10 protein-coding genes are annotated in these 14,211 nt (G+C 54.4%); 4 read left to right on the top strand and 6 right to left on the bottom strand.

Going from position 1 to position 14,211, the window contains the following annotated elements; genetic code table 11:
• Positions 1 to 28 precede the first annotated feature (28 nt).
• Positions 29 to 1,435, bottom strand: a complete 1,407-nt coding sequence (locus SFX18_04180) for a magnesium chelatase (protein MDX1962324.1) — start codon at positions 1,433 to 1,435, stop codon at positions 29 to 31.
• A 792-nt stretch (positions 1,436 to 2,227) separates the two neighbouring features.
• Complete coding sequence (locus tag SFX18_04175; protein MDX1962323.1) at positions 2,228 to 4,162, bottom strand: RecQ family ATP-dependent DNA helicase; 1,935 nt, start codon at positions 4,160 to 4,162, stop codon at positions 2,228 to 2,230.
• 426 nt (positions 4,163 to 4,588) lie between these two features.
• Here SFX18_04175 and SFX18_04170 point away from each other — a divergent pair, with 426 nt between their 5' ends.
• On the top strand, positions 4,589 to 5,992 hold the full coding sequence (locus SFX18_04170; protein MDX1962322.1) for a phosphatase PAP2 family protein: 1,404 nt from the start codon (positions 4,589 to 4,591) through the stop codon (positions 5,990 to 5,992).
• A 475-nt stretch (positions 5,993 to 6,467) separates the two neighbouring features.
• On the opposite strand, the gene rpiB is transcribed toward SFX18_04170, so the two are convergent.
• Positions 6,468 to 6,896 carry a ribose 5-phosphate isomerase B gene (gene rpiB / locus SFX18_04165; GenBank protein MDX1962321.1) on the bottom strand — a complete coding sequence of 143 codons (429 nt, stop codon included), beginning with the start codon at positions 6,894 to 6,896 and terminating at the stop codon, positions 6,468 to 6,470.
• 154 nt (positions 6,897 to 7,050) lie between these two features.
• Between rpiB and SFX18_04160 the strand changes: the two genes are divergently transcribed.
• Together SFX18_04160 and SFX18_04155 are read left to right on the top strand one after the other, a co-directional pair.
• Positions 7,051 to 7,854 carry a class I SAM-dependent methyltransferase gene (locus SFX18_04160; GenBank protein ID MDX1962320.1) on the top strand — a complete coding sequence of 268 codons (804 nt, stop codon included), beginning with the start codon at positions 7,051 to 7,053 and terminating at the stop codon, positions 7,852 to 7,854.
• Between the two features lie 865 nt (positions 7,855 to 8,719).
• Entirely contained in the window at positions 8,720 to 9,988 is a 1,269-nt protein-coding gene (locus SFX18_04155) for a hypothetical protein (protein MDX1962319.1), read from the top strand.
• Between the two features lie 46 nt (positions 9,989 to 10,034).
• Here SFX18_04155 and SFX18_04150 read toward each other — a convergent pair whose 3' ends face one another.
• Both SFX18_04150 and SFX18_04145 read right to left on the bottom strand, forming a co-directional pair.
• Positions 10,035 to 10,274: a hypothetical protein gene (locus tag SFX18_04150; protein ID MDX1962318.1), complete on the bottom strand. Its 240-nt coding sequence runs from the start codon at positions 10,272 to 10,274 to the stop codon at positions 10,035 to 10,037.
• Between the two features lie 22 nt (positions 10,275 to 10,296).
• On the bottom strand, positions 10,297 to 10,746 hold the full coding sequence (locus SFX18_04145) for a hypothetical protein (protein MDX1962317.1): 450 nt from the start codon (positions 10,744 to 10,746) through the stop codon (positions 10,297 to 10,299).
• Positions 10,747 to 10,917: 171 nt separating this feature from the next.
• Here SFX18_04145 and SFX18_04140 point away from each other — a divergent pair, with 171 nt between their 5' ends.
• Positions 10,918 to 12,459 carry a hypothetical protein gene (locus tag SFX18_04140; GenBank protein ID MDX1962316.1) on the top strand — a complete coding sequence of 514 codons (1,542 nt, stop codon included), beginning with the start codon at positions 10,918 to 10,920 and terminating at the stop codon, positions 12,457 to 12,459.
• A 43-nt stretch (positions 12,460 to 12,502) separates the two neighbouring features.
• Here SFX18_04140 and SFX18_04135 read toward each other — a convergent pair whose 3' ends face one another.
• Positions 12,503 to 14,200: a glutamine--tRNA ligase/YqeY domain fusion protein gene (locus SFX18_04135; GenBank protein ID MDX1962315.1), complete on the bottom strand. Its 1,698-nt coding sequence runs from the start codon at positions 14,198 to 14,200 to the stop codon at positions 12,503 to 12,505.
• Positions 14,201 to 14,211: the final 11 nt, after the last annotated feature.

Below are 14,211 nucleotides of genomic sequence, written 5' to 3'. Positions count from 1 at the left end.
TGCGTCAGACTCCCGACCCCGGCGGGCCTTACACCTCATACACAATTCGCCCGTGGTGTTCGGCTCGGCTGATTTTGTCCAGGGCATGTAGACCCGCCAGGACAAACTCCACGCAACTGGCCCGCACGGCCGGGTCCTGGCTGGCATTCACCTCAAAGGCCTTATCCCATATCGGCGGCACGCGCTGCAGCCGTTCGACATAAGACCGGCTGGGGAGCATGTCACCCACCTCGATCTTGACCCCTTCGCCAAAAATTTGGGCAATTTGTTCCAGACCGTGCTTTTCGACATACTCGCCAAACACTATTTGAATCGCGTCGGCGATGGTCGCGGCCAGGACTTGCCGCTCGTTCATCTGGTGGCTCCCCATCAGGTCCAATTCCAGCTTGCCCAGGGATGACGCCTGCAAATGGGCCAGATCGCTGATGCGCGGGACGGCGGGACGCTCCCCCAGGCGGATGGCCCGTTGGCGGGCGCTGGCGACCATGGTACGAAAGTTGGCGATGCTAAACCGCGCGCTGACGCCAGATTGCTGGTCGATATACTTGCTCCGCCGGGCCGAGATGGTGACTTGCTCGATGATCTCTTGCATAAAATACGGCACGACCACGGGAAATTCCCCTCCTAGATCGATCTCCGCCTCCTGCAGCATGACGCTAATCCCCTGGTCGCGCTGGCGGGGATAATGCGTATGGATGACCGTGCCAATGCGGTCCTTTAACTGCGGGATCACCTTGCCCGAGCGATTGTACGTGCTGGGATTGGCCGAAAACAAAATCAGCAGGTCCAGATCAAATTGGATGGGATAACCGCGAATCTGCACGTCGCGTTCTTCCAGGATATTAAACAGGCCGACCTGGACCAGTTCGTCCAGTTCCGGCAATTCATTCATTGCAAAGATGCCCCGATGCATGCGCGGGATCAGCCCAAAGCTAAGCGCTTCCTCCGTCCCCAGGCTAACGCCGCCGGCCAGTTTGGCGGGGTCGATTTCGCCGATGACATCGGCAAATTTGGTCCCGGGAGCCAGCCGCTCGGCATAGCGCTGATCGCGGTGCCACCAGCCAAGGGGTACATGCTCTGGCGTGTGCTCCGCCACAAACCGCTTTCCGGCGGCGGTGATCGGCCGTAAGGGGTCCTCATGAACGGCGGTGCCGGGAATGTCCAAGTACGGGACATATTCGTCCAAAAAACGGGGCAGTAGCCGCATCAATCGGCTCTTGGCCTGTCCTTTTTCCCCTAAAAACAGCATGTCATGCCCGGCCAACAGCGCGATATTGATTTCCGGAATGACGGTGCTTTCGTATCCAATGATTCCAGGAAACAGTTCTTCCCCGTCCCGTAACATTCGTAGAAAGTTATCGTGAATTTCTTGTTTGACCGTTTTGGATTGCCAGCCGCTGGCAGTTAATTCCGCTAATGTCTGGGGACGATGCATGCTTGAAAATTTCCTGAAGTAAATTTTTATCTTGATGTCAACAATTCTCTGCCCGGCACCCCTTTATTATAGGCGGTCGCGGAAATTGCCCAGGAAAAGCGCGCCAAAAATTGCCCGCAAATTCGAGAGATTGCTCCCCGCGCGCAGACTGATCTGGGTTTAACTGAAAAAAGCAATTGAACCACTAATCCGCACTGATCTTCACTAATCCAGACAGGATTTCCCAGCTAACAGACCGTTGAGGTTGATTGCGGTGGCAAAATGGCATTCTGGATTAGTGTTGATAAGCGAAGATTAGTGTTCACAAATTCTTCATATAAAAATATATAATTCGCCTTCTAGTTAAACGTAGCGCGGCTAGCAATTTGGGAAGGCACCCAGCATTCATGAGTTATTTCCGCATGACGCAACCGCGTTGCGGTAGTAATTATTGGCTTGCCGTATTCCCTAGGTAGCCGCTTCGCGGCAACCTAGGGCTGAGTTTCGTAACCGCGTTGCGGTACTCCTCTACCGCAACGCGCCCTGTTGAATGGTAATACTGGGGATCATAGCCCACGGGTTGGAGCGCAGCGAACAACCCTGGGAAAAATGGCAAAACCAAAGAACTCCTACTCCAACGGAGTTACGGGATCCCTTGTAAACTGGGTAAAACCTGCGCTACAATTACTTGTGATTAGTATAACATAACTCTAACGGCCTGTTGAAAAGTCATTGCTGGAACAAAATGCTCCATTTTTTGGCGAACCAAAAAAGTCCAGGTTCCGTGCCTGTGGTTTGAATTTCAACAGACTGCTACGCGGCTCCCACCGCTTGCACTTTTTCCAGAACAGTGGCAAAGGGAACCTCCGCCAACAGTCCATAGCCAGGCTGGGTGGTCAATTTTTGCCTGGTAAAGAGTGGCGCGGGGAGTCCACACAGAAAGCAGGCGAACGTGTGCGGATCGGCCAGGGCGGTACCTCCCGCGCGCCGCGCGGCCAGCGCCTGCCGCCATAGTTGATCCGCAATTTGCGGGGCCGCCAGGGTATTTGCAGCCCGGGGGCGTTCCCGATCCAGGCACCACGTGCAATGCCCACAGTCGACGGTCTCGGTCTCGGCAAAGTGCGTCCCCAAAGCCCGCACCTGGCAGCCGCGATGCTCCACCCAATCGACCACGCCCTGCAGGCGTTCCAATTCGCGGGTTTCGCGATCCTTGAGTCGTTTGTACAGTGTATTGGCCAATTTAGCCAGGTCGGGCCGCGGGCCGACGGTCTTGTACCGGTGCCGCAACCCCGCGGTCTTGAGCTCTAGATATTGCTGTTCAGCCAAATAATCGAGCGCGCGGATGATCCGCTCGCGGGATTGCCGCAGATTTTTGCAGGCCTGTTCCAGATCCAGTTGGAGCCAGATTTTCTTTTTAACAAATTGCCCAAACAGCTTGGTCAAAAACTCGCGTCGCTCGCCATCAAAGTTGGCCAGAATTTTGCCCGAGGGGACGCGCGGCTTGATTTGGTAGCTATCGTAATACGGCGTGCCGCCGGACAAATGCCCCGCCAATTCCAAGTACGTCAACAACGTCCGCACCACATTGATGCGGATATTGAATTTACTGGATAAATCATACTGGCTCACGCTAAATTCGCCGCCGTGCTTCCACAATTCATCCACAAAACCCCGCACATTCGCCGCCGTGGGTGTGTCGCCATAGACAAAGTTTTCCAGCACAAACAAGTCCGATCGCACGAACAAAAATTCGCAAATTGCCGACTGGCCATCCCGCCCCGCGCGGCCAATTTCTTGCGCGTAATTTTCCAGGCTCTTGGGCGGATTATAATGGTACACATACCGGATATCGGCCTTGTCGATCCCCATGCCAAAGGCGATCGTGGCGACGACAATTTCATGCGTGCCGCGGATAAACCAATCCTGAATCCGCGCCCGGTCCCCATCCTCTAGCCCGGCATGATAGGCCTGGGCGGAAAGCCCCGCCGCGGTCAGCTTTTCTGCTAGTTCCTCGGCGGTGCGCTGCAACGTAACATAAATAATGGTCGGCCCCGCGGGGCGGTCACGCAACCGCGCGATCAGATCGCGCTCACGCGCTTCGCGATCAATCTCCGTGGCTAGTAATGTCAGATTAGGCCGATAAAACCCGGTGCGAATCGCGCAGTCGGCGGCGATTTCAAAATTTTTGCAAATATCCGCCAGCACCGGCGCGGTCGCCGTGGCGGTCAGCGCGAGCACCCGCTCCGCCCGGCAGGCTTTGGCAAAGCTGGCCAAGCGCAAATAATCGGGACGAAAGTTATGTCCCCATTCCGAGATACAATGCGCTTCATCGACGGCAAAGAGCGAAATCTTGGCCTGCAACAGCGTCTCGCAAAAGCGTTCATTCAGCAACCGCTCGGGCGCGACATATAGCATTTTTAGTTCGCCGGAGCGCAGCATGGACATCGCATCGCGGTATTCGGCCAGGTTCAGCGTGGAATCCAGCCGCCGCGCGGGAATGCGCCGCTTGCGCAGGGCGTCGATCTGGTCCTTCATGAGCGCGATCAGCGGCGAGACCACCAGCGTCAATCCGGGAAAAGTGAGCGCGGGTAATTGGTAACAGAGGGACTTGCCACCCCCCGTGGGAAAGACCGCCGCGGCGGATTTGCCCGCTAGCAGACATTCAAACACTTCCCGCTGACCCGGGCGAAATTCCCCATAGCCAAAGTACTGCCGCATCAAATCCTGGATTTGGGCAAGGTCGGACATGCGATATCGCCATGCAAGGGGGGAGCGGCACAAAACTCATCATTATAAAGGATGCCCGCGGGGGGAGCCACCCTTGGGGGGCAGGGATGGAGAAATCCCCACCACACCATTGTTACAAACCAAAAAACAGGCATAATCCCCACGGACACCTAATTGTTTTAGCACAAAATCCTTTACAAATAGCCAGTTTTTAATCAAAATGACGAGTGCACTGTCAATGATTCGTTTTCGGACTAGCGGGCAGGCGCAAGCCCACGATGAGAACGGCAAAAACCGTGGACCCGCACCTGTTCTGCCATACGGAATTCCCCGTCCGGAAAGAATTTCCATTCCTTAGAGTGCCATTTTTGGTATGACTAGGATGGGTACTGAAGAAGCTTACCAAGATTGTTCTGCCTGTTTACTGATGATTAAGGAACTTCTCTGATGAACTGTCGTTTTGTATTGGTCTGGGGGACCCTCTTGGGCCTGATGGCAAATACCGCATTTGCGGTTGATCCGATTTTGCAGTGGAACAGCACGTATCGCGCGGTTGTTCAGGGGAACTCCACCCAGGCCAATCCTGGCTGGTCCACCCGCAGTATGGCGATTTTGAATGGCTCGCTGTATGACATTAACCAGGCTTTTACGCCCACGCATAGCCAGTATCTGTACCAAGGTTCCGCCCCTGGCGGAGCGTCACAGGATGCGGCGCTGGCAGAGGCCGCGCGGGTGGCTCTTTTGGATTGTTACCCCGATCAGGCGGCGCTGATCACCGCCGATTACAACACCCGCATGGCGACCATCAACGCCAACAATAGTCCCGCGGCTGTCGCGGCGGGGACGGCGTTCGGAGCACAAGTGGCCCAAAGTTACATCAACTGGCGGACCAATGATGGCGCCAGTGTGAATGTGCCTTATACGCCAACCAACCTACCGGGCCGCTGGTCGTCGGATCCCACCCGTCCCGGCACGCAAGAAGCCTGGGGACCCGGCTGGGGCGCGGTCAAGACGTTTACCCTGAATAGCAGTACACAGTTTACGGTGCCAGGCGTGCCGCCGCTCAATAGCCAGGCTTACACCGACTCTTACAACGAAGTTAAAGCCAAAGGGGCCGCCACCGGCAGCACCCGCACCGCCGACGAAACCGATATCGGCATCTTCTGGGGTTATGACCGCCAAGGCATGGGCCCGCCGCCAGTCCTGTACAATGCCAACCTGGATGACATTGCCACGCAACAAAACAACACCCTGGGCCAGAACGCGCGGCTCTTTGCCCTGGCCAGCGTGGCAATGGCGGATGCCGCCATTGCCGCCTGGGATGTGAAGTTTGTGGATGATTTTTGGCGGCCGATCACGGGCATTCGGGAAGGAGATAACGACGGCAACCCGAACACCGCGGGGGATCCCAACTGGGTCCCGCTGGGCGCCCCCGGCTCGACGGATCCCATGAACAACCAGGCGGCCAACTTTACCCCCCCGTTCCCGGCGTATGTGTCGGGTCATGCCACCATGGGGGCCGCCACGTATGAAGTGCTGCGGCAGTTTTATGGCACGGACACGATGAATTACACGCTGTACTCCGCGGAGTCAATGCCATCCGGCCTTCACACCCGCAACTACACATCGTTTTCACAGGCGGAATATGAAAACGCCTATAGCCGGATTTATCTGGGGATTCACTGGTCGTTTGACGCGATCGATGGCATCAGCCTGGGGAACGATGTCGCCGACCATGTGTATAACAACTTTCGCCCCATTCCAGAACCGAGCACCTGGGTGCTGCTGGGCTTGGCGGGCGCGGGGACGATCGCCTGGCGATTGCGGCGGAAAGTATTGGGCGGAAGGTAGAGGGCGGTGGTTAGTGGATAGTGGATAGTGGATAGTGGATAGTGGATAGTGGATAGTGAGAAATACAGCGGAAGCGGCCATTTGGTTACTCCCGCTTGCTCCACCGCCGATGCCATCGGCGGCTTTGTGTGAGCGTCTCCCCCAGCAGCGCGCTGCGCGTCGCGGCTAACCACCTCCGCTCCCCTGCCCCTCCGTTCCCCTGCACTTCGTCCCTGCTCCTTCCCCTTCTGGGGCTACCTGATCCTCGACCCCCAATTAAATACAAGAATGATGAGTCAAGAATGAAGAATTGAATACCAAAAAATCAGCGATTCGCCTTCTTCACTCTGAAATCTCAACTTCACCACGGGTCGCTCGCTGAGGCTCGCCCCCCGCCACCCCCTGTTACCCGACCCCCGTTCCCTGACCCCTAACCCCCGTCTCTCATCTCCCGTCTCTCGTCTCTCGTCTCCCAGTCCCGTCCGGCGGACGGGATCTACTCATCCAGCTTCTCAATGCGTCGGACGTGACGGCCCCCTTCGAACGGCGTCTCTAGCCAGATTTTGACTAGCCGCAGGGCCAGGTCCAGATCGATCGTGCGCGCACCCAGGGCCAGCGCGTTGGCGTTGTTATGTTGGCGGGCCCAGGTCGCGGTTTGCTCGCTCCAGCAGAGCGCGCAGCGTACCCCGCGCACACGGTTGGCCGCCATTCCCTCGCCATTCCCCGATCCCCCCAGCACAATCGCCCGGTCGGCCTGACCCGCCGCCACCGCCCGGGCCGCGGGAAAGATAAAATCCGGGTAATCCACGGATTCGGTGGAGTGCGTGCCAAAATCGGTCACGGTGTGTCCCGCTTGTTGCAGGTACGCCTTGATCGCTTCTTTGTATTCAAATCCGGCGTGGTCGCAGCCCAGGGAAATGTGCATGGGAATGTAAACTCTGTTAAAATTGACGAGTATTGTTTTTTGCAGGGCGTTCTATTGAAATCACGCGTTTATTATGTTTGCTATAAAATCTCCATCTGGCAATGCCACATAGAAATTACTATAAACCAAACTCCAGCCTCCAAACTCCACAGCCATGCCGCTCGATCCCGCCCAGCTTGCCGCGCAGCAACAATTTGACCGTCAAAGCGCCAACTATGGCTCGCGTCACATCTTGGCGGATACGACCGATGTGGCCAGCCTGCTTGCGCATCTGCCGCCAGTTTTGGACCGTCAGCCTAATCGGCGGGCCTTGGATATTGCCGCCGGGGCGGGCCATACCGGCTTATTTCTGGCGGAACAGGGTTGGCGGGTGACGCTGGCCGACTTGGCCCCCGGCATGCTCGAACAATGCCGCCAAGCCGCGGCCGCGCGTGGTCTGACCGTCACACTCGCCTTGCACGCGGCGGAAGAACTCCCCTACCCCGCCGCCAGCTTTGAACTGGTGACTTGCCGCGTGGCGGCCCACCACTTTAGCGAGCCCCAACGCTTTCTCCGCGAAGTCGCCCGCGTCTTAGTCCCGGGGGGCTACCTGGCCCTGATCGACGGCACCGTGCCGGATCAGCAACCCACGGCGGAGGCTTGGCTACATGCCATCGAAAAACGCCGTGACCCCAGCCATCAGCGGTTCCTTAGCCCTAACACCTGGCGGCTCCTGTGTGGGCATGCGGGCCTGACTGTTACCTATCTCGAGCTCCACTCCAAAGTGCAGCCCGATCTGGAATGGTACTTTTCCACGGCCAATACCACGCCGGAGAACCGCCAGGCCGTGCGCGTGCTGTTAGAAACGGCTCCGCCCGAGGTTCGCCAGGCTTTTCAGATCACAACCGCCCACGACAAAATCACCTGGGTCTGGCCGATCGTGCATTTACTGGCGGAAAAGCCGCGCAGCACGGCGTAGGGCGTAGCGGAACTTGCAAAAGTTCCCACGTTGCAGGCACCTTCCAGGTGCCGTTGCATTTCCCAAATTCTTTGTCATTTCCTGTGTAAGCACAACATACTTGTTTCACGGCAGCGGGACGCTGCCTACTACGTTGCAGGCACCTTCCAGGTGCCGTGGCATTTCCCAAATTCTTTGTCATTTCCTGTGTAAGCACAGCATACTTGTTTCACGGCAGCGGGACGCTGCCTACTACGTTGCAGGCACCTTCCAGGTGCCGTGGCAGACTTCAGAATTCTGGCGATACTGCTACGCGGCATACAACTTTTCATTTAGACAATTTGTAAAAATGCGTATTTTGGGCATTTTCGCCGCGATTTACTGGATTTACCCTCGAAGGATATAAATATTTTGTAATTCGTGATAAACCAAAGACTTGCGGGTTTTTGCTAGCTTGGTAAATTAATTTCACCTGGGTATCTATTCTCTGTTTCCAGTAAACGCTTTGCTAATGCCGCATTTTCTTGGTGAACTTGCCTCTTGGGCCAAATCGAAAGTTTTCCACTCCCGCATGTAGGCTAATTCGCATTAAGCATCTATCTCTGGAATGTGTAACACTCCGGAATTAGCAAGCACGATTTTTGACAGTAGTTTTGCTAATAAGGTAGGTTTGTTTGGCGGAAGATCGCGGGAATTCCGTTCTCAGTGGTGGCATTTCGGAATAATCGCGGTTGAGGTTGGTCTTTTTGCTATGCTCTGGACAGTTCCTAGCAAAAAGCGTATCTCCCCTGCTGGTAACGATTTGCTTCGCGGTGACTGGCGTATGGCCTGAATGTCTGACTTCGTGGAATTGACATCACAGCATTTACAACAGCAGGGGTGATTTATGTTTTTTTATAATTGGCTGCGGAAACCCGCAAAGCGTCATGGCCGACAATTCACCCAATCACGGAAGTCGGGATATCGCAATTTTGAAACACTTGAAGAACGGACGGTCCTGGCCGGAAATGTCACTCTTTCGCTGTCATTGGGGACGCTGACGATCACCGGGGATGATCTGGCCAACAATATCGCCATTTTTGCCGGGACGCAGCCGGGGGATATTGTCGTGGAAGGGCGGGTCGACGCCGCCACCGGCCAGGCCACCACGATCAACGGCACCCCCCAGGCCACTTTTAACATCACTGGCCCCATCGTCATTGATCTGCGCGGCGGCAATGACGAACTTACGCTCAAAAATCTGACCTCCGCCCACAGCTGGACTATCAACGGCGGAGAAGGCAATGACAACCTGTCCGTGGGGATGTATGTGGCGATCGGCGGCGCGCCGGACCCCAACGCAGTGGACACGACGCTGACCAACGCGTTGGCGTTGCATGGCGGCAATGGCGACGACACGCTCTTTGTCGGGCGGACTTACGGCAATGCCGCACAGACGATCACCGGCGGCGAGGGACGGGACACAATCACGGTTTATAACAACTTCGCGGGGTTGTTTAACCTGAATGCTGGCGCGGGGGATGACAACATCAGCATCGGGTATTTGACCTCCGTCGCGCTCTTTACCGCGGACGCCGGCGAAGGGAACGATCTGCTCAGCTATTATGGAAATCGGACCGCACAGGACGCGTACTTTTATGGGCGGGGGGGAATCGACTTTATCGCGCTGGACGTGAATAAGTACGACGGCAACCTGTATGCCGATAGCGGCGACGGCAATGACACACTGCTGTTTTCCCGCTCGGTGGGAGATGCCAACCTGACGCCGTTTATGTACCTGTACACCGGCCTGGGGGATGACAACCTGCTAGTGGGCAAGTATTACGCCGTGGAAAACGGGGCCACCGTCCTGCGCAACGCCGGCAGCAGCGTCTATCTCTTGCAAATCGACCTTGGCTTTGGCAACGATACCGCCGAGATCGCGGCCAATGTCATCACCAGCTTTGCCCTGTTCATGGGTCCCGGCAACGACAATGTCACCCTGGCCAGCAACCTGGTGAGCGTGCTGGTGGAGGTGGAAGCGGACAACACCGTCATCCGCGAGTCGCAGGGTCCGGGTAACGACACCGTCCGGCGGTTGAATAACAGCTTTGACGTGGCCGGCAGCGGCGTGGTCTACGTGGACCACGGCGTGGAACGATATCTGTATGTGTAATGTAGCAGGCATGGTCCCCATGCCCGTGGCTATGTAGCAGGCATGGTCACCCTGCCGGGGCAATGTAGCAGACATGGTCCCCATGCCGTGGCAATGTAGCAGGCATGGTCACCCCGCACACAAAGCCGTCGATGGCATCGGTGGTCTGGTGGGTGGGGAGACGAGGGATGCGGGGGGCGGGGTGAGAGGCGCGGGACGCGGGGAAAACGGTTAGCGACGACGCGGAGCGGAGCGTGGTATTTGGCTTTTGGTTGCTGGGATGATAGGTGCTAGCAACCCACCGCACAAAGACGCCGATGGTATCTGTTTTAGCTTGACACTTTCGCCTCAACTGTACTTGGACGGTTATCAAGCGGCTGCATCGATTTGAATGGCTCAACTTGTAAATTCAACGGAAAAGTTGACTGCCTGGATATATTCTTCTCCACAACCGAAATCGGTACAACAATCCTACCCGTTTTGAGCTCCGTAATGTTAGCAATTCGGCGACTTTCGATGCTAAACCAGGCCGGATCGCCCATAAACTTTCGATCCACCCAGATCTCCCCACGAGAGTCAGCTGTATATTTTTTACCTGATTCGTGGTGCAAAAAGCCCGAGGTGAGTGGGTACCCATCTTCCGTTTCCATGCAGATCAGTACCAAGTCAGTGCGAACATATAACTCCGTGTAAAGCCACCAAACGAACCCCCCAAAAACCGCAAGGATCGCCATTAACGCTGAAAAATCGGATACTGTCCATTTTTTTTTAGCAGGCATGGGACTCACTCCATTAGTTGGGCTTGCAAGGAAACCAACCGCGCGATAAAGTACAGCAAGCGGTCGTTTCCTCTATTTGAAGGATGCTAACGCACTTCTATTAGGATTAAATGAGGTTTCCATTCATTTTTAATTTTTCTAGATACGCGTAAACTCTAATTTGGTCAAATCATGGGTCGTTCATCAACAGTTAGTCCCGTCGATCACTTTGCACGTTTTTACAAGCTTGCCCAGCTTATAGAAAATGGTGCCAGTATGCGTTCAGCAGCAACAAACTTTGGCTATTCTAGTAGTGCAAATCCATTACGCGAATCCATATCCGCACTTGAAAAATCTCTTGGTCCCCTTATAGAGGAGTATTCAAATGGGAAATACAGGTTAACGATCAACGGTAAAAAACTATTTAATAAAATTAAGCAATTAGTTGAGACACCGGCGATTACGCATATTGTTAATTTATATCTTTCTCAGAGTTTGCTGACCTTGGATATTCTTTCGCCAGCAATACGTAAAATTATTGACAATACTTCTCCTGACATAGCTGTCAACATCCAGTGTCGACAGCAATTGGATTTTTATGATATTATACGCCAAATTCACAATGACGAAATCGGCATTGCTATTTGTTGGTCTCATGAAGAACGTGAAGCCAATTTTCCAAGTATTAGTAGACATGAGTTAGCAACAAATATCCCGATGCTGCTCATATCACATAGTGAAAGTTATCTAGATTCATGTATTCAGAATGGTGCGCTTAATTTTACTACGCTTGCAACTCGGAGATTTTGTGTCATGGATCGTGATAGTCAACCATTCATGAAATTACTGCCACTTCCTGATTATTCTAACAATGGAAGTAGAATTATTGTTGATTCTCTAGAATCATTAATTGCCAATGTTCGCGCTCATGCTGCGGATTATGCAATAATTCCTGCAATTTGCGGTGATTTAGTGCGATATCGCCAGCAAGGTGCATTATACTTTGCACCAATAAGTCGTAAAGTTTTGCCTGGAATTGGCATATCCGCATATATGAAATGTAGTGTCCGTTCCTTTCTGAACTCAACTTATGACCGTATGCTAAAAGACATTAAAGATCAGATTTGTCACGTGCGCAAAATTACCAATTGTCCTACCACTGAAATTGAAATGGACGAAAATACTCTTTCTGACCGCGAAAATGACGCAGGTAATCCTTCATTTACACAAATTAGCCCAACGAATGTTAAGTGGTACCAATCCATGAATTATGGATATTATCTCGATTTTAAGCGTGATGTAAGCAACAGTACTGTTAACTGGAAAGAGGAGCGAATCAAATTAAATATTCCCAAAAAGCTATCGCAAGTGGACACATTTGTGGATGATAATGCAAAAATTAGGTTTAAAGGCCAAATTATCAATGTCTATAGGGATACGTTTGCAATAAGGCGAGCTGAGCTAATTGGCAATGTTTTTTGTGTAAATGCTAGAAAAGTTAATAGGGAAGCAAGTTCTTCCGTAGACTCCTTTGTTTCGGTTTTTACTTTATATCATCACGATGAAGGCTTAATGTATGGGATTTGGAATGGTGTTGATGCTGACAATCAACCTTGCGCCTATGCCACGATTTGGTCCCATAGCAAACTTACGAGCAATCGGATATACGAATTGGCCCGCGCTATTTCTTTTAACTTGGTATTAAATTCGCAGAATTTTATTGAACACCTGTAACTTATAGGTTAAATTAATTTTGGGATTTTGATTACCTTCCTCCTTATTTCTTCCCCCCCGCTATCTTCGCCCACGTATCCTTTAACCCCACTGTGCGGTTAAAGACCAGCTTGCCCGCCGCGCTCTCCTTATCCACGCAAAAGTACCCCATCCGCTCAAACTGAAATTTGTCCCCCGGACCCGCGGTGGCCAGGTTCGGCTCGACTTTGCAGTCGGAGAGCACCACCAGCGAATCGGGGTTGAGGTTAGTCTTGTAATCGACCCCCTCCGGCACGTCGCCGGGGTCCAGCGTCTTAAATAAATTGTCGTACAGGCGGACCTCTGCCGTTAACGCGTGCGCCGCGCTCACCCAGTGGATCGTCCCCTGAACCTTGCGGCCGTCGGGCGTGTTCCCCCCTTTGGTCGCCGGGTCGTACGTGCAATGGACGGCGGTCACCTGGCCGGTCGCGGGGTCTTTTTCGACGCTGACGCAGCGAATGACGTACGCCCAACGCAGGCGGACTTCTTGCCCCGGTGCCAGGCGGTAATATTTCTTAGGGGGGTCCTCGCGAAAGTCGTCCCGGTCGATGTAAATCTCGCGGCTGAATGGCACCTGTCGCGTGCCGGCGCTGGGGTCCTCGGGATTGTTGATAAAATCGAGCTGTTCGACCTGGCCTTCGGGATAATTGTCGATGATGACCTTGAGCGGATAGAGCACGCCCATCATCCGCGGGGCGCGTTTATTCAGGTCCTCGCGGACGCAAAATTCCAGCAGGCTCAGGTCGATCGTGCTGTCGGTCTTGGCCACGCCGATGCGGTCGCAAAAGTTGCGGATCGCCTCCGGCGTGTAGCCCCGGCGGCGGATGCCGCTGATCGTGGGCATGCGGGGATCATCCCAGCCGGATACATGCCCTCCCTTAACCAGTTCCAGCAGCCGGCGCTTGCTCATGACGGTATAGGTCAGGTTCAGGCGGGCAAATTCGATCTGTTGCGGGGCATGAATCCCCAACTCCCGCAGGCACCAATCGTACAAGGGGCGGTGGTTTTCAAATTCCAGCGTGCAGATGGAATGCGTGATCCCCTCGATGCTGTCGCTTTGCCCGTGGGCGTAGTCGTACATGGGATAGATGCACCACTTGTCGCCGGTGTTGTGGTGGGTGGCGTGCAAAATGCGGTACAACACCGGATCGCGCAGATTGACATTAGGGGATGCCATGTCGATCTTGGCCCGAAGGGTACGCGCGCCGTCGGGAAACTCGCCAGCCTTCATCCGGGCAAAAAGGTCCAGATTTTCGGCGACTGTCCGCTCGCGAAAAGGGCTGGGCCGGCCCGGCGCGGTTAATGTGCCGCGGTATTCGCGCATTTGGTCGGGGGTCAGGTCGCACACGTAGGCTTTGCCGGCGTTGATCAGTTGCACGGCCCAATCGTAGAGCTGGTCAAAGTAATTTGAGGCGTAATACAGGCCGTCCCACTCGAATCCCAGCCAGCGGACGTCCTCCATAATGGAGTTGACGTATTCCTCGTCCTCTTTGGTGGGATTGGTATCGTCAAACCGCAGATTGCATTTGCCACCGTAATCGCGGGCAATACCAAAGTTGAGGCAGATGCTCTTGGCGTGGCCGATGTGCAGGTAACCGTTTGGTTCCGGGGGAAAGCGGGTATGGACGCGTCCGCCAAACCGCCCGCTGGCGTTATGTTCGTTGATGATATCGCGGATAAAGTCGGTGCGGAGAGGCTCGGCGGGCGAGGGAGTGGGCTTCATCAATGTCGGTG

Source organism: Pirellulales bacterium, from assembly GCA_033762255.1.
In the GTDB taxonomy this organism is placed as follows: Bacteria; Planctomycetota; Planctomycetia; order Pirellulales; family JALHPA01; genus JANRLT01.
Note: the sequence above shows the minus strand (reverse complement) of the source record. Positions and strands in the feature narration are given on the sequence as shown.